Below are 23,158 nucleotides of genomic sequence, written 5' to 3' on the forward strand. Positions count from 1 at the left end.
GATGGTTCAAGCAACTTATCGCTATGAGAAGGATTTTCTTGGTGAAAAAGAAATTCCAGCAGACGTGTATTATGGGGTTCAAACCCTTCGTGCAAAAGAGAATTTCCCGATTACAGGATATCGGATGCACGAGGAACTAATTAGAGCCTTTGCCATCGTGAAAAAAGCAGCAGCTCAAGCCAATATGGAAGTTGGACGTTTATATGAGGGAATTGGAAATGCCATCGTTCAAGCGTCTGATGAAGTCATTGAAGGCAAATTGCACGAGTACTTTATTGTCGATCCAATTCAAGGCGGCGCAGGAACGTCTATGAATATGAATGCCAATGAAGTGATTGGAAACAGAGCGCTAGAAATCATGGGACATCAAAAGGGTGAATACATTCATTTAAGCCCAAACACACATGTGAACATGTCGCAATCAACGAATGATTCATTCCCAACGGCGATCCATATTGCTGTGCTCAAGCAGTTAGACATTCTTCTTGAAACGATGCAAGTCATGCAGGACGTCTTTCAAAAGAAAGCGAAAGAATTCGATCATGTGATCAAAATGGGTCGTACGCACCTGCAGGATGCTGTTCCAATCCGTTTGGGACAGGAATTTGAAGCTTACAGCCGTGTGCTGAGCCGTGATATTAAACGGATCAACCAATCAAAGCAGCATTTATATGAAGTCAATATGGGTGCAACAGCTGTTGGGACAGGCTTAAACGCAGATCCCCGCTATATTGAGATCGTGGTGAAAAAGCTCGCTGATATTTCTGGTCTTCCTCTTGTAGGCGCAGAGCATCTCGTGGATGCAACGCAAAATACAGATGCTTACACAGAAGTATCCGCCGCTTTAAAAGTATGTATGATGAACATGTCTAAGATTGCCAATGACCTTCGCTTAATGGCATCTGGTCCGCGCGCAGGTCTTGCTGAAATCGCATTGCCAGCCCGCCAGCCTGGATCATCCATTATGCCTGGGAAAGTCAATCCAGTCATGGCAGAGCTCATTAACCAAATCGCATTCCAGGTCATTGGGAACGACCACACGATCTGTCTTGCCTCTGAAGCAGGCCAGCTTGAGTTAAATGTGATGGAGCCTGTTTTGGTCTTTAACTTGCTCCAGTCTATTAGTATAATGAATAACGGATTCCGCTCATTCACAGATCATTGCTTAGCGGACATTGAAGCAAATGAAATACGTTTGAAAGAATATGTAGAAAAAAGTGCAGGCGTGATCACTGCCGTGAACCCTCACTTAGGCTATGAAGCAGCCGCTAGAATTGCAAGAGAAGCCATTTTAACAGGACAATCGATCAGAGATCTTTGCTTGCAGTACGATGTTTTAACGGAAGAAGAACTTGATATTATCTTAAATCCATACGAGATGACAAAGCCTGGCATTGCGGGTGCAGAGCTCCTAGAGCGATAATAATATCAAAAATTTTATTTTATTAATATGTGGAATTGCCTGTGAAAAAGAGAAAAACAGGCAATTCACTTTCTTTCGAATTGACACACTTTTTTCACATTAATTTGAAAACGCTTAACGCACGCACAAAGGGAGGAAACAACATTGAAATCGGTTCGCTTGCCATCTATGGTGGAGATCATCGCCGTGCTAGGTTTATTTTTGGCGATTGTCTTATCATTTACTATTTATTTTGACTTAGATATTCAACTGGCTTTATTTATTTCTTGGTTTCTAGCAATTGGGCTTGGTCTTCATTTAGGACACGCTTACAAGGATTTACAGGGTGCTATTACAAAAGGGATATCAAATGGATTAGATGCTGTTTTGATTTTACTTGCTGTAGGTGCTTTAATTGGAACTTGGATCGCTGGCGGAGTCGTACCGACACTGATCTATTATGGTCTTGAATTTATTCATCCAAATATCTTCTTACTAGCAACACTCATTATTTGTGCCATTATGTCTGTCGCTACAGGGACGTCTTGGGGAACAGTTGGTACAGCTGGGATTGCCATGATTGCCATTGGTGAAGGTTTAGGGATTCCTCTCCCAATCGTTGCAGGTGCCGTCTTGTCAGGTGCTTATTTTGGAGACAAGCTTTCTCCACTGTCAGATAGTACAGTTCTCGCCTCGTCCTTATCAAAGGTTGAAGTTCTGGCGCATGTAAGAGCGATGATGGTCTTATCCATACCTGCCTTTGTTATTACAGCTATCATGTTTACGGTCACTGGTTTTATCTATGGAGGACGTAATATTGATCAAGAAAAGGTTGAATACTTAAAGAATGCGTTGCTCGATACATTCAATATTAATGTATGGATGCTCATTCCAGCTCTAATTGTCGTGGTTTTACTTGTCATGAAAAAGCCTGCTCTGCCGGTTATTGCAATCGGTGCTTTGTTTGGGGCGATCTGGGCCTTTGCGTTTCAAGGTGCGAATCCTAGTGATGCAATTGGTGCAGCATACAATGGATTTTCAATTCAATCAGATGTAGACTTTCTAAACCAGCTTCTCAATCGTGGTGGAATGGTCAACATGCTTGGCTCTTTGGTAGTGATTATCCTCGGGCTTGGTTTCGGGGGAGTATTGGAACATCTGGGTGTATTGAAAGTCATTGTCTCAACCTTTGAGAAAAAACTGCACAATGCGGGAAATGTTACTCTTTCCACTATTCTTGTTGCATTCTTTGCTAACATTTTTGGATGTGCAATGTATGTATCAATTATCCTTACACCAAAAATTATGGAAAAGAGCTACGATAAATTAAAGTTAGACAGACGAGTTTTATCCAGAAACTCTGAGGTCGGTGGTACGCTTACGTCTGGTATGGTTCCATGGTCAGATAACGGAATTTACATGGCAGGAATCCTCGGCGTATCGACATTCTCTTATTTACCATTTATGTGGTTGAGCTTTGTCGCCATTGGTCTTGCAATCATTTACGGATATACGGGTAAATTCATTTGGTACGTGAAAGATCAACAAGAAAGAGAAGAATCGGCCTCATAAGCCGTTTGCAAAAGCCGCTCCTGAACGGGGCGGCTTTGTTTGTCCTAGGACCGAGAGACTATATGTCACATATAGCGAATGAAAAGGAATTTAGACCTCCTATAAAAGAGGTCTAAAGGGGTAGTGTGAAGCAGAATGAAAGCATATTTATCCCATAAAAAGGGCACAAATCCCTATTTAAACATGAGTCTTTGAACCTTATAATAACAATATTGGAAAAAGTGCTATTTCACCTTACGCTCGTTTAGAGAGACTCTAAGCAGCGTTTTTATTTTTTGACAGGAGGAGGAACCCATATGAGCTTATCGGATATGCTGTCTGCCCTTAACGGTGGCATTTCAAATAAAAAAGCAGAAATTGAAGAGAAAATCGCTCGACTCAAAAAGGCGAAAAGCAAGGTTGAACGTGAACAAGATGCGGCAGAAACGGATTTAAAGCAAATCAAGAAGCCAAAGCTTGGGACCTCTTGGAAAGGTGAGCGAAGCCAGGATTTCAAAACAGACCGAAATGAAGCACATGATGCGCTGCAAACGATCGTGAATGATAAATACCCACGCTACGTGAGCCGCATCGAATTCAAAATCAGTACATTAGAAGCTGAACAAGCTGCGTTATCCTTTGCCAGTTCCTTAGCTGGAGACGCCGCACGTCTTGCTGAAAAAGGAGAAGACGCAGTAGAGGACGCAAAACGCTTGATCTCAAAAGCATGGAGCAGCTTGTAAGAGAGCTTCATGCTGAACAAATCTGGAGGATATCAATGGGACAAATTAAGTTAAACTACCAAACAGTCATGGATAAACTAGATGAAGTCTCCCAAGCAGTCGAAGCTTTAGCGATGAAAAAAGCAGCAGATAAAGCGGGTGAAAACAGCCTTGAATTTGTGACCAAGTGGACGGCACGTGAAGCAGAGGTGAGCGAAATGGTCTCAAGCTTTAAAGAAGCTTTAATTAAAAATGTTCAGGATACACGCTCTAACGTGAAAACATTAAAAGAACAAGACGAAGCGATTGCTGCAAAATAATCAGCACAATCGCTTTTATTTATGGGTACCATTAACATGATGTAAAATATAGTCTCAAAGACTCATATAAAATTAGGGTTGTAAGACCTTGTATTATTCCGTTTTTCTTCCAAACGCGTCACTAAAAGGACACCTTTTCCCTATTTAAGGCTGAGGCTTTTCGCCTTATACTATACTTAATGAAAGCAGAACGATAGAAATGTCAGGATTGGAAAAATCAAGTGAGTCGATAGTTTCCAAAGGCGCTCACGCCGTGCTTTCGTATGAGGTCAGATAGAGGTGGATGACATGAGTTTATCCGAGATGCTGCACCATCTGCATATGGGAATTGAGAACAAACGTGCAGAATTTGACGAAATGATCTCTCGGTTAAAGACAGCCAAAAGCAATATTCGAACAGAACAAGATCTTGCCCAGTCAGATATCAAAGAGATCAAGAAGCCTGCTCTAGATTCGTCATGGAAAGGTGAGAGAGGAACCGACTTTCATCGCCACCGGAAAGACGCTTATAGTGTGATGCACGACATCATCAACAATGAATATGAAAAATATATAACAGAGATTGATCAAAAAATCTTGCACTTTGAATTGAAAAAAATGGAGCTGGCCGTTGCCAGTAATTTTGCAGGAAGAGCTCAGGACGTGATGGAAAAGGGCGAGGATTTTGCAAAGGATGTTAAACATTTGATTGAACGGGGCTGGAAAGCTCTTTAAAACCATAAATGAAACAGCCGTCTCATAAAAGGGCGGCTGTTTTTTTGTTTAGTCACATCCACCACCGCCGCTATCACCTGAATCACTCCCGCAGGAGGCATCAGAAGCGTGATGGGTATACGAATCAGTATAAGTACTTGTCGTTGAACTATGATGTGCAGAACGCTTAGCAGATGCACGTTTATCCTTTGATGTGAACAGGTTGGCAATGATGGCTCCTAAAAAAACTAATATGACAACAAACATAAAAGTACCCATAATGCATCCCTCCTCTAGTTTCATATTCATACGAATGAGCCATATCAAGGTTCCCGATTTGAAAGAAAAACTGGGCAAAGAGTTCTATTTTCGTTTATGATGATAGGCAAAAGTAAATGTCAAGGGAGGAGAGCCCATGCTATCTCTACGTCAGGAGGAGCTTCTGAAACGATTGATGCAAGCGGAGCAGGAACTGACAAGTGAAGAAATTGCCCGTGTGATCGGAGTCACATCACGCACCATCCGAACAGATATGAAAGCGCTTAAAATGATCTTAGAAGAACATGGTGCCGCACTGCATATTAAACGCGGGGCAGGGTATACATTGAGCGTTGAAGATTATGGGGCATTCCGTACATTTTTGAAAAAGTCACTGAGAGTGAGAAATGAGAAAAAGGAACAGTTCATTCCTAATCAGCCTGAGGATCGCGTGGCTTATCTATTGAAAAGACTGCTTCTGTCAGAAGACTATATTAAATTAGATGGATTGGCAGAGGAATTATTTGTGAGTGAATCTACAGTGAAAAATGATTTGAAAGCTGTCAGGCACTTGTTTTCATTGCATGGACTTTCTATATCGCACCGGCCTAAATATGGCCTGCGTCTGACAGGTGATGAAATGAAATTAAGATATTGTATGGCCGAGCATGTATTTCAGCAGGAGCACGCGACCTCTGCACTGTTACCCGAAGAAACATATCAGTTGATTCAGGACATCGTGCGTTCACGTACAAAAGCCACCGGACTTCATCTATCAGAAATCGGTTTAAGTAATTTAGTGACCCACATTGCCATTGCATGCAAACGAATTGAAGAAAAAAAGCTGGTTCAGATGCCAGAAGCGGAATTGAAAGAAATTCAAGTGCAGCCAGTTTTCCAGATAGCTCAACAAATGTCAGAAGATATTCGCCGTGTATTAGCGATTGATTTTCCGTTATCTGAAATGGCGTACATCGCGATTCACTTAATGGGGGCAAAGATGATGGCATATGGAGAGGCTGGTCATACGTTATTTCATCTGCTGGACGAAGATCATTTTCGTTTCACTCACCAATTGCTTGCTTATGTAGAGGAGCACATGTCACTTGATATTCAGTTTGATAAGGAGCTGATCGTTGGATTAAGTCTTCATTTGCGTTCCGCCATTCATCGTTTTAGATACGATATGAACATCCGAAATCCTTATTTACCAGACATTAAAAGGCATTATCCCATTGCGTTTGAGGCGGGTATCTATATGGGGAGATGGCTGAAGGAAAAAGAGGGTGTCGAGATCCCTGAGGATGAGATCGGATATTTGGCGCTCCATATTGGGGCTGCAATCGAGCGGACAAAATCACAGCATGTGAGAAAGACATGTCTTATTGTGTGTGCGACGGGTGTTGCCAGCAGTCAGCTTCTTCTTCATAAACTCACAGCGGCTTTTAGCGGAAGGCTGGAGATCGCTGGAACTGCAAGTGTCGGGGAACTTCCTTCGTATGATTTGAGAAGCATTGATTTTATTATTAGTACCATTCCGCTTCAGAATACATTGACGGTGCCAGTGATTGATGTACATACGATTCTAACTGACGATGATATTGTGCGGCTGAAACGATTTGTGCAGAATTCACAGGATACAGGGGTTTTGCGGTATGTGACTCCGGCGTTGACATTTTTTCAGAAAGATCTCCAATCAAGGGAAGAGGTTCTTCAATTTTTCGTAAACGTGCTAAAGGAGCAGCATCGAATCCCAGACGAGTTTGAACAATTATTGCTAGAAAGAGAGCAAGTGTCACCCACATCTTTCGGTCATTTGGTTGCGATTCCTCATCCAATTAAACCGGCAACAGATGACACGTTTTGTGCGATCTGCACGTTGAAAAAACCGGTGCTGTGGGGAGAAGATCGAGTACAAGTCGTATGCTTGTTAAGCATCCAGAAGACGTATCAAAAAGAATTACAGTCGCTTTATCAATTTCTTGTGCGGCTGACAGAACGGAAGGAAGTGGTGGAACAACTTATCAAGGCCGCTTCATTTGAAGAACTGACGGCTGCGCTTCAAGTATTGGAGCAGCCAAATGAAAAAACGCGTCACCCATTTCCGCATCTGTGAGGAAAAAGATTAGATGTTAATGAAAGCGCTTTTAAAATAACATCAAAAAGGAGGATGATCACGAGTTTTTGCAAAGGGGGAGACGGATATGAGCTTCAAGGAGAAAGCGGCAGATGTCATGGGGCATGTGGCTTATCGCATCACCAACCAGAAATATATTATGGCGATTAAACAGGCATTTGTCACACTGATGCCGATTATCATTACAGGAGCTTTTGCTGTACTGGTGGCGAATATGATCATGAGCCCGGAAACAGGGCTTGCTCATTTTGAGATATTCAGGTTTTTAGCAGAGCTTCAGCCTATTATGAAGGCAATCAATTATGCCACGCTGAACTTTTTAACCATTGGGGCTGTGTTCCTCATTGGGATTGAGCTTGGGAAAATCAACGGGCACAAATCTCTGTTCCCAGGGTTGATGGCATTGATTTCATTTATATCTGTTATTCCAACGACACTTCTTCTTGAAGTCGATGGATCGATGCGTGAGGTTGTAGACGTGTTGGCAAGACAATTTTCCGATCCAAAAAGCTTATTTTTAGGGATGATCATTGCGATCGTATCAGTGGAGATTTTTTGTAAGCTGACCAAGGTGAAATGGCTTCAAATCAAGATGCCGGATTCGGTTCCGTCGAATGTGGCGACATCTTTTTCATCACTTTTCCCCTCGATCATTACAATTACGATCATTAGTTCATTCGGCTTTGCATTTCATCGTTTGACAGGCATTTATTTGCACGAAGCAGTGTATAACGTGGTGCAGCGCCCGTTAGAAAGTGTCGTACAGGGGCTGCCTGGTATTTTAACGTTAATGTTTGTGGCGCAATTTTTCTGGGTGATCGGCATCCATGGCAACCAGATGATTAAGCCGATCCGGGAGCCGCTCTTATTAGGATCGATTGCAGTGAATATGACAGCATTTCAAGAGGGAAAAGAGATCCCGAATATCATCACGATGCCGTTTTGGGATGTGTATATGAGCATCGGTGGTTCAGGTGTGACCATTGGTCTTTTGATTGCGATTTTTATTGCTGGGAGAAGGGAAGAGATGCGAAGCATTGCCAAACTCTCATCTGGACCCGGACTGTTCAACATCAATGAACCCGTTATTTTTGGATTACCTGTGATGCTAAACCCTGTGATGGCGATCCCATTTATCGTCACACCGCTTGTGACAGGTACGATTGGGTATATTGCGACGGCTACAGGATTCGCTGGAAAAGCGGTCGTGATGGTGCCGTGGACGACACCGCCGCTTGTGAATGCATGGCTGTCCACCGCTGGCAGTATGGGAGCTGTCATCACACAGCTTATCTGTATTGTGGTTGCTGTGTTCATCTATTTACCCTTTGTACTCTTGTCTAACCGCAAGCCAGAAGCGGCACCAGATTCAGAATAAAAGGAGGGGCTTCACATACAGACGAAGAAAAGGGAGGCGGCGACATGAACAGAATCGAGATTCCAAGTGATTTTATCCTAGGTGCTGCGGCTTCTGCTTGGCAGACGGAAGGATGGAAGGGAAAGCGGGCGCATCAGGACTCTTACATCGACTTATGGTATAAGGAAGGATATGACGTGTGGCACGAAGGCTATGGTCCGGCTGGTGCGACAAATTTTTACGAGCGCTATCCTGAAGATGTAGCCTTAATGAAAGAGATTGGGCTGACACATTACAGGACATCAATCAATTGGTCGAGATTTCTCATAGATTACGAGAATGGGATAGTGGATGAGGCCTATGCTCGTTACATTGATGATCTGATCAATGAATTAATCGCAGCAGGTGTAGAACCAATGTTTTGCTTAGAGCATTATGAGCTTCCTGCCGTTTTGCTTGAGAAGTATGGCGGATGGTCATCAAAGCATGTCGTCGAGCTGTTTGTTCTCTATGCGGAAAAGGTGTTTGAGCGCTACGGGGACCGGGTCAAGCATTGGTTTAGTTTTAATGAACCGATTGTTGTCCAAACACGTGTTTATCTAGATGCCATCCGATATCCGTTTGAGCAAAATACGAAGAAATGGATGCAGTGGAACTATCATAAAGCACTGGCAACAGCAAAAGTGGTGAAGCTGTTTCAGGAGATGGGTTTGAAGGAATCGGCAGGAGCCAAAATCGGCGTGATTCTCAATCCAGAAGTGACGTATGCAAGATCGTCTGCCCCGCATGACCGAGAAGCAGCACGTATGTATGACTTGTTTTTTAATCGAGTGTTCTTAGATCCCTCCATCAAAGGGAAGTATCCAGAGGAACTGATCGATGTGTTGAAAAAGCATGATATTCTTTTCGATGCCACAGAGGAAGAGCTTCAGATCATCAAGAATCATACGGTGGATGTCGTCGGGCTCAACTTGTACTATCCGCATCGTGTCAAGGCGCCGAGTAAGGCTTGGAACGAAGGGACGCCTTTTCATCCATCCTATTATTACGATATGTTTGAGCTTCCAGGGAGAAAAATGAATCCTTTCAGAGGCTGGGAAATCTACCCGAAGATTGTCTATGATATGGGGATGAGGATAAAAGAAGAATACGGAAATATTGAGTGGTTTGTGGCCGAAAACGGCATGGGTGTCGAAAAGGAAGAACGGTTTAAAAAAGAAGACGGCATCATTGATGATCAGTATCGTATTTCATTTATCAGCCAGCATTTGAAGCGGGCACTTCAAGCAAAAGCAGAAGGATCAAATTGCACAGGCTATATGCTTTGGGCATTTACGGACAATGTCTCGCCGATGAATGCCTTTAAAAACCGCTACGGATTAGTGGAAATTCAGCTGGAGAACGAACGGAATCGTCAGTTGAAAGCATCTGCGTATTGGTATCAGACATTAATCAAAACAAGGGAACTGAAGGTTGAAACAGAAGTCATCTATCAATAGGAGTGATGGGAAATGAAACGAATCATTCTCGCTTGTGCAGCAGGAATGTCGACGTCCATTGTGGTGTCGAAAATGAAGGCTGCCGCAGAAGCTAAAGGGCTGGATTACTATATTTATGCTATACCAGAAGGAGCCATTGCAGATGAACTAGAAGAGCATGGAGAGGATGTACAGGCGATTTTACTTGGACCGCAAGTAAGCTTTATGAAAAAAGCAGCTGAAAAAACGGCGGCACCCTATCAAATACCTGTCGATGTCGTCAATGTAAGATTATACGGAACAGCAAACGGAGAAAAAATTCTAGAGCATGCACTGAAACTAGCAAATGAATCTTGAATAATTGGAGGAGAAGCAGATGACGGTATTAGAGGAAATGCAGGGAGCAGCCTTTCAAATCATTGCCCATGCAGGCGAGGCAAGAAGTCATTATGTAGAAGCGATTCGTCTAGCAAGAGCTGATGATTTTGAAAAAGCGCAGCAGTTGATCGAAAAAGGGGAGGAAGCGTTTCGAAGCATCCACAACCTGCATCTGTCGCTGATTCAAAAAGAAGCAGTAGGTGAACAGCTTCCTTTTTCTTTACTGCTGATACACGCAGAAGATCAAATGCTCACAACAGAGACCATTCATCTGCTCGCCATCGAAATGATCGAAATGTGTAAAAAAATGAATACCCTGTCAAAATAGATGTCAATGAATAACCAATTTCTGTTATAATCATTCGGTAGATAAAGAGAAAGCAGGATTGGTGAATGAAGAAAACATGTATATGGTTTGCAGTTGGTCTAGTCATGCTGCTCATTTCGGGCTGTATGGGAATGAAGGAGCAGGCGGAAGGAAGCCAGCAAGCCGTCAAAGAGGAAAAGGGTCCATTACAAACAAAAGACATTCAGCAGAAAAAAGAACCAGCAGTGATAGAGACACAAAACTGGATGAAGCAAAAGGAGCCGGTCGAGCTTCCGATTTTGATGTATCACAGTATCTCAAGCGGCAACTCGTTACGTGTGCCAAAGAGCGAATTTGCATCTCATATGAAATGGCTGAAGGACAACGACTATGTCACACTGTCGCCAAAAGAGGCATATCAAGTTCTCACGACCAATTCGATACCAAGTGAAAAGTGTGTTCTCATCACATTTGATGACGGATATACCGATAACTATACGAAGGCATTTCCGATTTTAAAGCAATATGGAATGAAAGCGACGATTTTCATGATTGAGCAATCCATTGGCCGTCCGCATCACTTAACCGACGCTCAAATGGATGATATGTTGGCGAATGGTATTTCAATAGAGAGTCACACAATTCATCATTTAGAGCTCAATCGTCTATCACAGAAGCAGCAGGAAGAAGAACTAAAAGGATCGAAGGCATTCTTTGATCAGCGGTTTTCTCAGCAAACGATCATGGTCAGTTATCCGGTCGGACGCTACAATGAGGACACGCTAAAGCTGGCGAAGGAAGCCGGATATGAAATGGCTGTCACCACTGAACCAGGACATGCGAAGAAGGAACAAGGCATGATGTCCTTACACCGCCTGCGTATTTCAACGGGACTTTCACCCGAAAGCTTTGGCAGGCTGGTAGAAGGGAAGTAACGATCAATGTTTCACATGAAACATTTTACGACAAGTTTCGCGGGACATGAATAAAACTTGTTTAGGATTTAGATAGATTCATGCAATATAAGGAATCAGTTTTTTAATATACTGATTCTTTTTTATTTAGCTAAACAAGGTCATACAGTTGCCAATAGAAAGTAGGAGGGCATAAAGTACATCAGATTTTTAAGTTATATAGATTGTTGTTCAGTTTATTTGATCAATTGAACAACAAAAAAAGCTGTATCATTTATTTTAAACATTGTGCAGGAATAAAAAAATAAATTTAGCTCACTCTAATTTAAAATTACTGTAACTAAAGCTCTTATAGTTTTTTACACATGAAGGTTAAAAAAGTATGCTTATCTATGGTAACAAATTGATACTTATGGTAACATGTAATTGCACAAGTTTTTTGTTCAACTCGGACTAAGTTGAACTAGTTTTCAAACTGAAGCACGAGAGCTTCAAGGTGAATTTCTTGAACGTCACCATATAACTGAAAAGAAATTTAATTTGAGCACTCGGCTGACTACCGTGTGCTTTTTCTATGTATAAATTTATCATGTGATGAATATACTGAAGTAATATAGAAAAAATAAAGCAGCCCTCCAAAAAACAGAAACGAGATAGAACCAGCATTACCTTGACTAGGGGTAATGAAGGTGCCACTTTATTTTTCATTATCATTTTAAGGGTTAATTCAGAACGGTCTCTTATCTAACATCCATGCTATGAACTGGACTAGAGTTCGGATTGAATTTAAGATAAGTAGCCAAAGCTTGTACTTGCAGGTACAAGCTTCTTTCTTTTTGTTCTTGCGTCTCTCAACGCGTGAACGCACAAGTTTTGTTCTCAAACTGACCCCTCCGTTCTCGGCATAAAAACACCTTTAGTATAGAAGGGGGGGACTATCGCTTGCTACACGTTTCTATGTATATTTTACCATCCTTTCTATTAAATGACGAATGGCGCTTTGTTGTTTCCTCTTCGTTTTCATCATTTATCAAAAAACTCCATATGAGCTTTTTCTTCCTTGTAATAATCCATTCGGTCTTTTAAGGTTCCTGTATGAAACTCGAATTTATGTCCATCAGGGTCCGTAAAGTAGATGGACTGACGATCCTTTTTATCTCTCGGCCGGCTTGGTAAGATGTTGACGTTCAAATTTTTTAATTTGTTGTACATGTGATCTATATCCTCTTCATCAATTGAAAAAGCGATGTGTGTGTATGAGTGATGGATATCTTGGCGAGGAATATCCTTTTCTACATTGAGGGCAAGCCATAGCCCATTCAAATCGAAGTAAGCTGTCGTTCGGCCCTTTGCTAACAATGTGGCGTCAAAGACCTTTGTGTAAAAATCAATAGATGCCTCTAAATCAGAAACAGAAAATAACAGATGGTTTATTCCTTTTATTTTCAAATCAATCACCCCATTATAAATGATGAGAAAAAAGCTTGCAGATCCGATCTACAAGCTTTTTATTGATAAACGGGATATCCCGTCATTTTGATATCTTTTCCGATTGGTTCCACGGTGAGTTGATCCAGTTCAATGGCATCACTCATGAGGCGTATGCCTTCGCCTCCGAAAAAGGAAGGAGAAAGTCGTCCGCCTATGAGCTTAGGCGCCATATAGATGATCAATTTATCTACAAGCTGCTGTTCTAAGAACGAGGCGTTAATCTGGCCGCCGCCTTCAATCATGAGAGAGGAGATATTTTTTTCTCCCAGCACTTGAAGCACTTCTTGCAGTGGCACCCGCGTGTCGCTGTCTGTCATAAAGACACGGACGCCAGCTTCTTCTAAAGCCGCTCGTTTTTCCTCATCGGCTTGCTTTGTTGTAAAGATCCATGTAGGTGCCATCTGATCGGTGACGATCTTTGCTGTCAGTGGTGTTGACAGCTTTGAGTCTAAGATAATTCGAATCGGATTGTTTCCATTTGGAATCCGTGCAGTTAATGAAGGATCGTCGTGAATGACGGTTTGAGCACCGACCAAAATTGCATCATTGATACTGCGGATATGGTGAGCATCATAACGGGATGTCTCAGATGTAATCCACTTGCTGTCAGACGTGGCAGAGGCGATTTTCCCATCTAAGGTAATGCCCGCTTTGAGCGTCACGAAAGGTGTTTTTTTCGTAATAAAGTGATTAAATACTTCATTCATCAGAATGGATTCCTGTTCGAGTACGCCTGTGATGACTTGTATGCCTGCGTCTTGTAAAATGGCAATCCCGCGGCCAGCGACAAGCGGATTCGGATCAAGTGCCGCCACGACAACAGTTTCGACGCCGGCTTTCACAAGTGCTTCCGCACAAGGGCCTGTGCGGCCATGGTGGGAACAAGGCTCGAGGGTCACATAAATGGTGGCTCCTTTTGCCTTGTCTCCAGCCATGTTGAGTGCATGAATTTCAGCATGCGGTTCACCGGCTTTCATATGAGCACCGACTCCAACAATTTCATTCTCTCGCACAATCACAGCCCCGACGAGCGGATTCGGAGATGTTTGACCTTTCATTGCCCGTGCATTATCAAGGGCTAGCTTCATATATCGCTCATGATGTGGCAATCGTACGCACCTCTTGCTCCGCCTTCATGTGACCTGAGCGGTTGATTTTTGTCTGCAAGTATTTTTCGTTAAATTCAGAGACATCTCCCCAAAGCGGAATGCGTCCAGAAAGAGATAAACCTGCATGGCTGATCGCATCTGTCTTTTTCGGGTTATTGGTAATGAGTCTGACCGGCTTTGTACGAAGTGTTTGAAGAACGGCAATGGCTTCTTCGTATTGACGTGTGTCATCTTCAAAACCAAGTGCTTCGTTCGCTTCTACTGTATCGTAGCCGTTTTCTTGAAGAATATAAGCCATGGCTTTACTGAAAAGACCAATGCCGCGGCCTTCATGATTGGCTAAGTAAAACAGGGCTCCTGCTCCATTGTCCTCAATCATTCGCATAGACTGCTTCAATTGGAATCCGCAGTCGCAGCGCTTGCTTCCGAAAATATCGCCAGTGTGGCAAATGGAATGCATGCGGATAAGGGCTTCGTCAGCGTGCTCAAAATCCCCATATACAAGAACGCTTGACTGCTGATGATCAGCAAGCTGGCGGGACGAGAGGCTTTCAATTAAAGCTTCATCTGACAATGGCTCTTTTCCATCGTCTTTTAACCATGAATACCAGTTGAACATGACGGTTCTGCCGTCTAAATTCACTGGCAGTTTAATGGGTCCAGTGATATATATATACCCGTCTTCTTGCTGTACTCGTTTGATTTTATCTTTTAATATGGCTGTTTTAAGCTCTGTGTGTTTGTCCATATTCTGCACCTTCTTTTTAGTCTGTTTCTTCAATCTGTAAACGAACGAGAACGCCAAATGGATCAACAAATTCGCTGCTTTTTCCTGTCGTGTTGACTTGAGTGCCTGCTTTTGTCAGACGTTCGATGACGGATTGTCTGTCTGCTTCTTCTGGGAAAACCAGTGTATAGCTTCTAATTCCTGAAAAACGTGGATCAATGGCTCCTTTTCGTCCGCGTCCCCATGCATTAAAGGCAAGGTGGTGATGATACACGCCACCAGCAATGAATAAGCTTGCTGTGGGAGCCATTCGGATATGAAAACCGAGCGTGTTCACATAAAAGGAATCGGCTTCTTCTGGGTTGAGATGGAAATGCAAGTGTCCCATGACTGTACCAGCCGGGAGTCCTTCCCATGTGGTATCAGCGGCTTCTTGCAGGAGACCATCTCCATCAAGCGGTGCATTTCCGCCACCTTTCAGTTCTCCATGCTCACCTACCCAAATGTCCTCAGGGCGATCAGCATAAATTTCTACGCCAATGCCGTCAGGATCACTTAAATAAATGGCTTCACTGAAAAAGTGATCGCTTGCTCCAATTAAAGGATAGCCTTTTTTGATCACATGCGCCAGCCATGTGCCCAGGTTTTTTCTGGTAGGTAATAAAACCGCAAAATGATAAAGTCCTGGCTCATGATCAGGCTTCTCTTTCAGCTGCACATCTTCTTTTAGCACAAGGATTGGTTCCTTTGCGTTGCTGCCAAGCGTGACAGTAGAATCCGTCTGTTCTAATAAAGTAAAACCTAAAATGTCTGTATAAAAAGGCAAAGAACGCTCAAAGCTGGACACATGTAATTCTGTTACACCTAATCTTACCTGCTCGATTGTATTCAAAGCTCGGTCATCTCCTTCATGTTATATGCATCTGCATGTTCAATGGTTTATTGAAAATTGATAAAAATGAATACCTTGTTACTTTTAGTAACTAAACTATATAATAGTTAGTGACTTATTTCAAGTAATTAATTGTGTTATAATGAAAAAAAGAGAAAAATAGCAGGAGGGAGTAAGATATGGCTCAAGTAGATGGCTGCCCAATTACAGATGCCATGGAGATTCTAGGCAAGAAGTGGGTCATTCTCATCATCAATCAGCTTCTGACAGGACCTAAGCGTTTTTGTCAGCTTGAAAATGAAATGAACATCAGCGGAAGATTACTATCAGAAAGGCTGAAGGATTTAGAAGCTGAGGGACTTGTTGAGAAAAAGGTATACCCTGACATTCCAGTGCGGATTGAATACGAATTAACAGTGCAAGGGAAGAAAATTGAACCGATTATTCGTGAAATGTATGCTTGGTCTTTAGATCGTAAAAACAGCAAAATAGGGGAACATGTTCCTTCTTAATCCATTTCGATCAGTGTGTCTGATCGAAATTTTTTTGTGTGATTTTCCAGAAAACTAAGACAATAGTATGAAAAATGTTGACAATCATTTCATGCATTATATAATATCAAGGAGAAGAGGGTTCTTTTCCCTGTAATGGAATGGAGGTTATGCCATGGTATTATGAATGGGACAGATTGCCTAAAACATGTATCAATCCATCATTTAGAAACAGACATCTTTGACTTTTTGGAAGCAAAGATTTATTTTTTCGACCCAATTGATAATGATTATCATAATCATCTATAAGTGTGTTCCAACACTTATGAAGGTTATTTTTTTTATTATCTATTGAGAATAATTATCAATATCATTTAGGAGGGTTCACATGAAAGTCATTCGTTCAACATCACCCGTATTATTATTCCTTAGTTTTGTTCTATTATTTGCTCTAGCTCCTGTTAGCTCAGCCTCAGCAGCTGGCTTAGCAGATGGTCAATATTCAGCGCAATATGTGGTTTGGAAGGCTGATAGCGATTCGACTTCAACAGCGAATACGTATTTTGAAAAACCAGCCAAGCTTGTCGTAAAGGATGGAAAAATCAAAGCGCAAGTTACGTTAACGAATAGCTCTTGGATCACAAGCTTTAAAACGCTCGATCAAGGTGTCTACAAAGATGCCAAGGTAATCAGTACAAATACAGCTGCGAATAAGAGAACAGTCGAATTCAATGTGAACAGCCTGACTGAGGCCGTACCAGCAAAAGTGAGTGTGACTGTACCGGCCATCGGATATACAGGCAATTACGATATTCGCCTCAAGTTTGATGCGGCATCTGTTCAATAGAAAGGGAGGAAATTCGCTTGATGAAAAAAAGGATGAGGCTGTCAGTCTTCATGGCCGTTTTTTTACTGGCACTTATGCTGCCTTTTTCAAACGCACAGGCTGCCGCATTAAAGGATGGTACATACTCCGTCAATTATACAGTGCTAAAAGCTGAAGGAAATGCGGTCTCAATGGCAAATGATTACTGGCTAAAACCAGCAAAAGTGATAGCGGAAAATGGGAACCTGACAATACAAATGACAATTAAAAATAGCAGCTGGGTAACGGAATTTAAAGTACCGGGAAATGGCGGCTATGTCGATACAACCGTTCTCTCAACAAATAAAAAAGCCAATACAAGGCTCGTTCAGTTCCAAGCTCAAAGCTTGTCTAAACCAATCAAGTCCAAAATTCACGTCACTGTCAAATCAGCTGATTATGATCATGATTACACCATTCAGCTGAAATTCGATGAAAGCAGCATCAAGTCACTTTTGTCTAACAGTGCAGATCAATCAGCGGGTGCAGCAGAAAGTCAGCAGCCATCAAAAGAATCAACGAACAAAGCTGATTCATCCACGAAGAAACAAGAAGAAAATCCCCAAACTGGTGATACAAGCCAGACAGGGTGGCTCCTTGTGCTTGTCTTATGTTCAGGCGGGTTTTTAGCAAGAAAGTGGATCATCAAGCATTAACGGAAGGAAGTGTCACCATTTGAAACGTCTTTTTCATCTAAAGGCAGCCATTCTGCTCGTTTTATTCAGTTTGTTGACTGCGTTTCAGATTCCTCAAGGAACAGCTCAAGCGGCATCATTCGTTGATGGTGAATACACAGTCGGATTCACCATTTTAAAAAATGGCAGCACAGAAGCGTCCATGATGGATACCTATACAGAAAAGCCAGCTAAGCTGATTGTGGAAAATGGCAAGAAAACAGCCTATGTCACACTGAAGCAAAGCAAAGAAATAACAGATTTCAAGGTCGAACAAAATGGTGCTCTCGTTACCACTGAAACGGTCAGTGAGGACGAAACAGCCAATACACGTGTGATCAAATTTGATGTCGCCGACTTATCAGACAAATTAAACGGCTGGGTGAAAATTTACTGGGATTTAGGCGGCTTTATTTATGACGAAGCATATGACGTACAGTTTGCATTCGATCAAAGCAGCTTAACACTCGTTACACCTGCAAAGCCAGACGATAACGAAACAAAACCAGATGATCAAAACGGTACAAAGCCCGACGATAACGAAACAAAGCCGGATGATCAAAATGGTACAAAGCCAGACGATAACGAAACAAAACCAGATGATCAAAATGGTACAAAGCCAGACGATAACGAAACAAAACCAGATGATCAAAATGGTACAAAGCCAGACGATCAACCGACAACACCAGGCAATAACAATGGCACAAAACCAGATGATTCCGCGCAAAATCAACTAAAAGATGGCGTATATCGTATCAATTACAGTGTGCTAAAAGGGGATACGGATGAGTCATCTCGAATGAGTGATTACTTCTCACATCCTGCATCCTTAACTGTCAAAAATGGAAAGCAAACCATTTCCTTTACGGTGAAGGACCATAAGTCTGTCGCTTCTTTGAAAACAGAGAAAGACGGTTCTTATCAAGAAGCCAAAACAGTCAGCAAGGATGAAGCAAAGAACACAAGAGTGGTTTCATTTGATGTAGATGATTTGAAAAAAGTGGTCAAAGGAAAAGTACACATTGTAGTAGCAGCCGCTAACTATGATCAAACCTACGATATTCGTTTTCAATTTGATCCAAAGAGTATTTCTCCAGTGAAGGACGGGCAGGTGGTAGAGGAAGAAAAACCAGCAGCACCAGAAACACCAAAACCAAACACACCATCACCAGAAACAAACAACAGCGGAGCAGATCAAGAGACGGCTCAGCTAAAAGATGGTGTATACAAACTTCCTTTCTTAATGAAGAAAGCAGACAAGGATGAGCTTTCTCGCATGAACGATTACGTCGTGAGTCCTGCGACACTGGTTGTGAAAAATGGCTGCCATTTCGTTTCATATACAGTGAAGAACAGCTCAGCGATCACGTCATTCCAAGTAGGAACAGGCGGAAAGTTTGAAGAGACACTTGTCGCGAAGACAGATCAAAAAGCAGATACACGCGTCATTCAATATGAAGCAAAAAGTTTAAGCGGAGCTCAGGCTGCACGCGTAAAAATTGATATTCCAGCTGCGAATTATCATGAGCAGTACGATGTCAAACTTGTCTATGACACAAAAGGAATCGCTCTCGGTGAGGGAAGCGGAATTTCAACAGTCATTGGAGACGACGAGAATATCGGCTTTGTCAAAAATCCAAATGAGCAAGATTCACAAACAAATCAACTTGAGAATGCAGCACCTGAGGAAACGGGTGCGGAGCAGATGACATTTACGCCATCAGATGATCAAACCAAATCTGAGTCTGGACAGCTGAATCCGAAAACGGGAGATACCTCTCTTCTTTGGATGTATATTCTTTTGTTCGGCGGGTCGTTATTCGTACTCGTCAGAAAATATCAAACACGGACAAGATAGACTGTTTATTTTAAGTGAGATGCGCCATTTATGTCGGCGCATCCACTCTCTTTTTTCGAAAGGAGGCTTCTGTTTTTGAAGCATCGAATGTTATGTACCTTGATCGCTGCCTTCAGTGTATGCATGATCTTATCGGGCTGCTCACAGTCAGCTGAAAGCTCAGCAAAAGGCAAAAAAAGCGCTGAATCAAGTGAGCGCATTGTAGCCACGACTGTAGCTGCTGCGGAGATCATGGATGCTTTAGAGGTGGATCTTGTCGGGGTGCCAACAAGTCAAAAATCCTTGCCAGCTCGTTACAAAGGACTGCCGGAAGTCGGCAACCCAATGAGCCCGGACATGGAAATCATCCAATCACTTCAACCGACAGATGTCCTGTCTGTCACAACCCTTCAATATGATTTAGAGACACCCTTTCAGCAAGCAGGTGTCCCTGCCACATACCTAAATCTCGAGAGCATGGCTAACATGGAGAAGGCTATCACGAAGCTCGGAGAACAGTATGACAGAAAGAAACAAGCCAAGCGCATTGTGTCTGACTTTGAGCAAAAAAAGAAAGATATACAAGAGAGGACGAAAGGAAAACGCAAGCCGTCCGTTCTAATTTTACTTGGTGTGCCAGGCAGTTATTTGGTGGCGACAGAGAATTCATATATTGGTGATCTTGTACGTATCGCAGGAGGAAAGAACATTGTGAGAGGTGAGAAAATGGAGTATTTGGCATCCAATACGGAGTATTTACAAAAAGCCAATCCAGATATCATTCTTCGGGCCGCACATGGGATGCCAGACGAAGTCGTCCGCATGTTTGATGAAGAATTCAAAACAAATGACATCTGGAAACATTTCAATGCGGTCAAACAAGACCGGGTGTATGACCTCGAAGAAAGCTTATTCGGCACAACAGGCAATTTAAAGGCAGCAGAAGCATTAGATGAATTGACTCGTATGTTGTATCCGTCATAAGCGGCGAATCTTAATGATAAAAGGACGTTCAAGATGAAAAAAACAGGGATTTTATTTCTGGTAGTCAGTCTATTACTGATCTGCGTGTTTGTTTATTCTGCTATTACTGGGAGCATTCATGTCACCCCAATCGAATTACTGGAAGGGCTCATCACCGGTCAACATGCACAGGTAGAAATCATTAAAGATTTGAGAATTCCCCGCATGCTTATCGCGATGTTTACAGGGGCCGCCTTATCTGTCTCCGGTGTACTGCTGCAGTCGGTCATGAGGAATCCGTTAGCTGATGCCGGCGTCATTGGCATTTCATCAGGAGCCAGCTTCTTTTCATTAATGGCGATTACAGCGCTTCCTCAATTTTATTTCTACTCTCCTTTATTTTCGGTATTAGGCGGGGCTATTGCGTGTTTCCTCGTGTACGTCCTGTCTTGGAAGGGTGGTTTAAGCCCGATCCGCATGATCTTGGTTGGGATCGCCATCAATGCCATGTTTACTGGGATGGCTGAAGCATTTGTGACCATTTGCAGCTATTTCAATATCACGATTAATCAGTCAGGACAATCGAATCTTACGATGAAAACGTGGGGAGATGTCCGTTTAATCGGTGTCTATGGTGTCGCCGGCCTTGTCGTTGCACTCTTCTTCAGCAGGTGGTGCAACCTTCTGGCTCTTCAGGACAAGACAGCGAAAAATTTAGGATTGCGTGTGACCAGAATGCGCCTTTTGATTTCCATCACAGCCGTTTTACTTGCGGCGGTGACAGCTGCAGTAGCGGGCGTGATAGCCTTTGTCGGCTTGCTCATTCCGCACATTTCAAGAAGGCTTGTCGGCTCGGATCACCGGGTACTGATTCCATTTTCTGCGTTAAGCGGGGCTTTGCTTATTTTGACGGCTGATACGCTTGGCAGGACGCTTGTGGCGCCAAATGAGATTCCTGCTTCTACGATCATGGCCGTGATTGGCGGGCCGTTTCTGATCTTTTTATTAAGAAGGGGGGACCGTCTCCATGGACATTCGTGAGGTGTCATTCTCATATGACCAGCAGAAGGACATCGTTCAATCGGTCACTACACAGATTGAAAAGGGGAAAATCACAACCATTATCGGTCCAAATGGCTCGGGAAAATCCACACTGCTTTCCTTAATGGCGAATAATCATTGTCCAAATAAAGGGCAGATTCACTTAGACGGGCAAGCGCTGAATGCGTTCAAGCCAAAGGAGCTGGCAAAAAAGCTCGCTGTCGTCCATCAGCAAAATGAAGCGCCGCTTGATTTAACGATCGAACGGGTCGTGGCATTCGGCAGAACGCCGTACCAGACGATGCGCGGAGGAGACAAGGAAGAGGATGAGAGAGCAATAGAGTGGGCGCTGTCCAGTACAAAGCTAACGGAAAAACGAAAGGTGCCGCTCGCCTCACTGTCAGGTGGAGAGCGGCAGCGTGTATGGATTGCGATGGCACTTGCGCAAAAAACACCAATCCTTTTCTTAGATGAACCGACAACTTATTTGGATATTTACTATCAATTTGACATTCTTGAGCTGATCCGTGAGCTGAATGCCATGCATGGATTAACCATTGTCATGGTGCTGCACGACATGAATCAGGCTGTCCGCTACAGCGATATCATCATAGCGATGAAGGATGGACAGATTATCAGTGAAGGACAGCCAAACGATGTGTTAACAGAGGAAAACGTGCGGCACATTTATGATGTGTCTGTCACGATTAGACAGGATGCAGAAACAGGGATGTACATCGTGCCTGTTGGTATATAAGCTGTGCAAAAAGCAGGTGAGACAGTGTGAAACGAGGAAAACGGCTCTGGCAGCGGATGCTGACGATTGTTTGTTTAGGAGTGTTTATTTATAGCGGTACAGCCATCGGCTTCGAACTTTTCGGTTATTATCAAAATCGCCAGGTGCTTGCAAAGGCCCAGACGATGTATGGACATGAAGAAATGAATGAAAAACGGGAGCCGGGAAAGATCCGTTCGTCATTCGATGAGCTGCGGAAGGTGAATGAGGACATTGTCGGCTGGATCAATATGAAGGACACGATGATTCAGTATCCGATCGTTCAATCTCGCGATAATGCGTTCTACTTAACTCGCAATTATTTGAAAAACGACACCCGGGCAGGCAGTATCTTTATGGATTATCGTAATGATGTCCTGCATGAAAGCCCAAATACAGTGGTGTACGGCCATCGGATGAGGGATGGATCCATGTTCGCTGGACTCACAAACTATCTAAAAAAAGATTTCTTCCAAGAGCACCGGACATTTCAGTACGATACGCTGTATCAAAGCTATGAAGCGGAGATTTTTGCTGTGTATGAAACGACGGTGGACTTCGACTATATTCAAACCGATTTTCAAGATCTTGGCGAATATGCGCACTACTTGCAAGCTGTGCGGAAGAAATCAATCTATCAAACGAAGACAGACGTGTCCACAGATGACCTCATCCTCACCTTATCGACCTGTGATCATGTGCTTGCACCTAAAAACGGGCGTCTCGTGGTACAGGCAAAGCTAAAGAAAGTTTACTAGAAAAGGAGAGACAGGCGG

The 23,158-nt window shown here is 42.9% G+C and carries 24 protein-coding genes; 19 read left to right on the plus strand and 5 right to left on the minus strand.

Annotation, left to right across the window (positions count from 1 at the left end):
* Position 1: 1 nt before the first annotated feature.
* The 5 genes from aspA to NSS92_RS15315 all read left to right on the plus strand — a co-directional run bounded on the left by aspA (position 2) and on the right by NSS92_RS15315 (position 4,709).
* On the plus strand, positions 2–1,423 hold the full coding sequence (aspA, locus tag NSS92_RS15295) for an aspartate ammonia-lyase (protein ID WP_034624136.1): 1,422 nt from the start codon (positions 2–4) through the stop codon (positions 1,421–1,423).
* A gap of 144 nt (positions 1,424–1,567) precedes the next feature.
* The gene (gene nhaC / locus NSS92_RS15300; protein ID WP_267586959.1) at positions 1,568–2,974 is read left to right on the plus strand and encodes a Na+/H+ antiporter NhaC; all 1,407 of its coding nucleotides are present in this window, start codon (positions 1,568–1,570) and stop codon (positions 2,972–2,974) included.
* A 296-nt stretch (positions 2,975–3,270) separates the two neighbouring features.
* Positions 3,271–3,696: a YwqH-like family protein gene (locus NSS92_RS15305; protein WP_267586958.1), complete on the plus strand. Its 426-nt coding sequence runs from the start codon at positions 3,271–3,273 to the stop codon at positions 3,694–3,696.
* A gap of 35 nt (positions 3,697–3,731) precedes the next feature.
* On the plus strand, positions 3,732–3,995 hold the full coding sequence (locus tag NSS92_RS15310) for a YwqI/YxiC family protein (protein WP_024423905.1): 264 nt from the start codon (positions 3,732–3,734) through the stop codon (positions 3,993–3,995).
* A 288-nt stretch (positions 3,996–4,283) separates the two neighbouring features.
* A complete protein-coding gene (locus NSS92_RS15315; RefSeq protein ID WP_340869026.1) occupies positions 4,284–4,709 on the plus strand; it encodes a YwqH-like family protein in 426 nt (141 codons plus the stop codon).
* A 48-nt stretch (positions 4,710–4,757) separates the two neighbouring features.
* Here NSS92_RS15315 and NSS92_RS15320 read toward each other — a convergent pair whose 3' ends face one another.
* Positions 4,758–4,967 carry a hypothetical protein gene (locus tag NSS92_RS15320; RefSeq protein ID WP_267586956.1) on the minus strand — a complete coding sequence of 70 codons (210 nt, stop codon included), beginning with the start codon at positions 4,965–4,967 and terminating at the stop codon, positions 4,758–4,760.
* A gap of 136 nt (positions 4,968–5,103) precedes the next feature.
* Between NSS92_RS15320 and NSS92_RS15325 the strand changes: the two genes are divergently transcribed.
* From NSS92_RS15325 to NSS92_RS15350, 6 genes are all read left to right on the plus strand, one after another.
* Positions 5,104–7,062, plus strand: coding sequence for a BglG family transcription antiterminator (locus tag NSS92_RS15325; RefSeq protein WP_340869029.1), 1,959 nt, complete (start codon positions 5,104–5,106; stop codon positions 7,060–7,062).
* Positions 7,063–7,150: 88 nt separating this feature from the next.
* The gene (locus NSS92_RS15330) at positions 7,151–8,461 is read left to right on the plus strand and encodes a PTS sugar transporter subunit IIC (RefSeq protein ID WP_142946157.1); all 1,311 of its coding nucleotides are present in this window, start codon (positions 7,151–7,153) and stop codon (positions 8,459–8,461) included.
* A 44-nt stretch (positions 8,462–8,505) separates the two neighbouring features.
* A complete protein-coding gene (locus NSS92_RS15335) occupies positions 8,506–9,939 on the plus strand; it encodes a glycoside hydrolase family 1 protein (RefSeq protein ID WP_340869033.1) in 1,434 nt (477 codons plus the stop codon).
* 12 nt (positions 9,940–9,951) lie between these two features.
* Positions 9,952–10,275, plus strand: a complete 324-nt coding sequence (locus NSS92_RS15340) for a PTS sugar transporter subunit IIB (protein ID WP_024423899.1) — start codon at positions 9,952–9,954, stop codon at positions 10,273–10,275.
* A 19-nt stretch (positions 10,276–10,294) separates the two neighbouring features.
* A complete protein-coding gene (locus NSS92_RS15345) occupies positions 10,295–10,624 on the plus strand; it encodes a PTS lactose/cellobiose transporter subunit IIA (RefSeq protein WP_340869038.1) in 330 nt (109 codons plus the stop codon).
* 65 nt (positions 10,625–10,689) lie between these two features.
* On the plus strand, positions 10,690–11,538 hold the full coding sequence (locus NSS92_RS15350; protein WP_340869040.1) for a polysaccharide deacetylase family protein: 849 nt from the start codon (positions 10,690–10,692) through the stop codon (positions 11,536–11,538).
* A gap of 1,002 nt (positions 11,539–12,540) precedes the next feature.
* On the opposite strand, the gene fosM is transcribed toward NSS92_RS15350, so the two are convergent.
* The 4 genes from fosM to NSS92_RS15370 are packed head-to-tail and all read right to left on the minus strand — an operon-like array spanning position 12,541 to position 15,736.
* Positions 12,541–12,966, minus strand: a complete 426-nt coding sequence (gene fosM / locus NSS92_RS15355; protein WP_267586951.1) for a FosM family fosfomycin resistance protein — start codon at positions 12,964–12,966, stop codon at positions 12,541–12,543.
* Between the two features lie 59 nt (positions 12,967–13,025).
* The gene (gene ribD / locus NSS92_RS15360; RefSeq protein WP_340869043.1) at positions 13,026–14,117 is read right to left on the minus strand and encodes a bifunctional diaminohydroxyphosphoribosylaminopyrimidine deaminase/5-amino-6-(5-phosphoribosylamino)uracil reductase RibD; all 1,092 of its coding nucleotides are present in this window, start codon (positions 14,115–14,117) and stop codon (positions 13,026–13,028) included.
* Positions 14,104–14,865, minus strand: coding sequence for a GTP cyclohydrolase II (locus NSS92_RS15365; protein ID WP_024427515.1), 762 nt, complete (start codon positions 14,863–14,865; stop codon positions 14,104–14,106). Before NSS92_RS15365 ends, ribD begins: the two co-directional genes overlap by 14 nt.
* Before the next feature lie 16 nt (positions 14,866–14,881).
* The gene (locus NSS92_RS15370) at positions 14,882–15,736 is read right to left on the minus strand and encodes a VOC family protein (RefSeq protein WP_267586949.1); all 855 of its coding nucleotides are present in this window, start codon (positions 15,734–15,736) and stop codon (positions 14,882–14,884) included.
* A gap of 179 nt (positions 15,737–15,915) precedes the next feature.
* Here NSS92_RS15370 and NSS92_RS15375 point away from each other — a divergent pair, with 179 nt between their 5' ends.
* From NSS92_RS15375 to srtB, 8 genes are all read left to right on the plus strand, one after another.
* Positions 15,916–16,248, plus strand: a complete 333-nt coding sequence (locus NSS92_RS15375; RefSeq protein ID WP_087977956.1) for a winged helix-turn-helix transcriptional regulator — start codon at positions 15,916–15,918, stop codon at positions 16,246–16,248.
* A gap of 367 nt (positions 16,249–16,615) precedes the next feature.
* Positions 16,616–17,074 (plus strand): NEAT domain-containing protein, encoded by a 459-nt coding sequence (locus tag NSS92_RS15380; protein WP_034281350.1) that lies wholly within the window; start codon positions 16,616–16,618, stop codon positions 17,072–17,074.
* 20 nt (positions 17,075–17,094) lie between these two features.
* Entirely contained in the window at positions 17,095–17,748 is a 654-nt protein-coding gene (gene isdC, locus NSS92_RS15385; RefSeq protein ID WP_340869052.1) for a heme uptake protein IsdC, read from the plus strand.
* A gap of 19 nt (positions 17,749–17,767) precedes the next feature.
* Positions 17,768–19,624: an NEAT domain-containing protein gene (locus NSS92_RS15390; protein WP_340869054.1), complete on the plus strand. Its 1,857-nt coding sequence runs from the start codon at positions 17,768–17,770 to the stop codon at positions 19,622–19,624.
* 75 nt (positions 19,625–19,699) lie between these two features.
* The gene (gene isdE / locus NSS92_RS15395) at positions 19,700–20,587 is read left to right on the plus strand and encodes a heme ABC transporter substrate-binding protein IsdE (RefSeq protein ID WP_340869056.1); all 888 of its coding nucleotides are present in this window, start codon (positions 19,700–19,702) and stop codon (positions 20,585–20,587) included.
* A 33-nt stretch (positions 20,588–20,620) separates the two neighbouring features.
* On the plus strand, positions 20,621–21,607 hold the full coding sequence (locus NSS92_RS15400) for a FecCD family ABC transporter permease (protein WP_142946166.1): 987 nt from the start codon (positions 20,621–20,623) through the stop codon (positions 21,605–21,607).
* A complete protein-coding gene (locus tag NSS92_RS15405; protein WP_340869058.1) occupies positions 21,594–22,364 on the plus strand; it encodes an ABC transporter ATP-binding protein in 771 nt (256 codons plus the stop codon). Before NSS92_RS15400 ends, NSS92_RS15405 begins: the two co-directional genes overlap by 14 nt.
* Before the next feature lie 26 nt (positions 22,365–22,390).
* A complete protein-coding gene (gene srtB / locus NSS92_RS15410) occupies positions 22,391–23,140 on the plus strand; it encodes a class B sortase (RefSeq protein ID WP_267586944.1) in 750 nt (249 codons plus the stop codon).
* The last annotated feature ends 18 nt before the right edge of the window (positions 23,141–23,158 follow it).

This window comes from Bacillus sp. FSL M8-0166 (assembly GCF_038008825.1).
Lineage (GTDB): Bacteria > Bacillota > Bacilli > Bacillales > Bacillaceae > Bacillus > Bacillus safensis.

Coding starts and splice junctions, on each gene's coding strand:
- NSS92_RS15350 (WP_340869040.1), top strand. CDS start 10,690: ATGAAGAAAACATGTATATGGTTTGCAGTTGGTCTAGTCATGCTGCTC.
- NSS92_RS15315 (WP_340869026.1), top strand. CDS start 4,284: ATGAGTTTATCCGAGATGCTGCACCATCTGCATATGGGAATTGAGAAC.
- NSS92_RS15375 (WP_087977956.1), top strand. CDS start 15,916: ATGGCTCAAGTAGATGGCTGCCCAATTACAGATGCCATGGAGATTCTA.
- NSS92_RS15330 (WP_142946157.1), top strand. CDS start 7,151: ATGAGCTTCAAGGAGAAAGCGGCAGATGTCATGGGGCATGTGGCTTAT.
- NSS92_RS15325 (WP_340869029.1), top strand. CDS start 5,104: ATGCTATCTCTACGTCAGGAGGAGCTTCTGAAACGATTGATGCAAGCG.
- aspA (WP_034624136.1), top strand. CDS start 2: ATGGTTCAAGCAACTTATCGCTATGAGAAGGATTTTCTTGGTGAAAAA.
- NSS92_RS15400 (WP_142946166.1), top strand. CDS start 20,621: ATGAAAAAAACAGGGATTTTATTTCTGGTAGTCAGTCTATTACTGATC.
- NSS92_RS15305 (WP_267586958.1), top strand. CDS start 3,271: ATGAGCTTATCGGATATGCTGTCTGCCCTTAACGGTGGCATTTCAAAT.
- NSS92_RS15405 (WP_340869058.1), top strand. CDS start 21,594: ATGGACATTCGTGAGGTGTCATTCTCATATGACCAGCAGAAGGACATC.
- isdC (WP_340869052.1), top strand. CDS start 17,095: ATGAAAAAAAGGATGAGGCTGTCAGTCTTCATGGCCGTTTTTTTACTG.
- NSS92_RS15340 (WP_024423899.1), top strand. CDS start 9,952: ATGAAACGAATCATTCTCGCTTGTGCAGCAGGAATGTCGACGTCCATT.
- NSS92_RS15380 (WP_034281350.1), top strand. CDS start 16,616: ATGAAAGTCATTCGTTCAACATCACCCGTATTATTATTCCTTAGTTTT.
- NSS92_RS15335 (WP_340869033.1), top strand. CDS start 8,506: ATGAACAGAATCGAGATTCCAAGTGATTTTATCCTAGGTGCTGCGGCT.
- NSS92_RS15310 (WP_024423905.1), top strand. CDS start 3,732: ATGGGACAAATTAAGTTAAACTACCAAACAGTCATGGATAAACTAGAT.
- NSS92_RS15345 (WP_340869038.1), top strand. CDS start 10,295: ATGACGGTATTAGAGGAAATGCAGGGAGCAGCCTTTCAAATCATTGCC.
- NSS92_RS15320 (WP_267586956.1), bottom strand. CDS start 4,967: ATGGGTACTTTTATGTTTGTTGTCATATTAGTTTTTTTAGGAGCCATC.
- NSS92_RS15365 (WP_024427515.1), bottom strand. CDS start 14,865: ATGGACAAACACACAGAGCTTAAAACAGCCATATTAAAAGATAAAATC.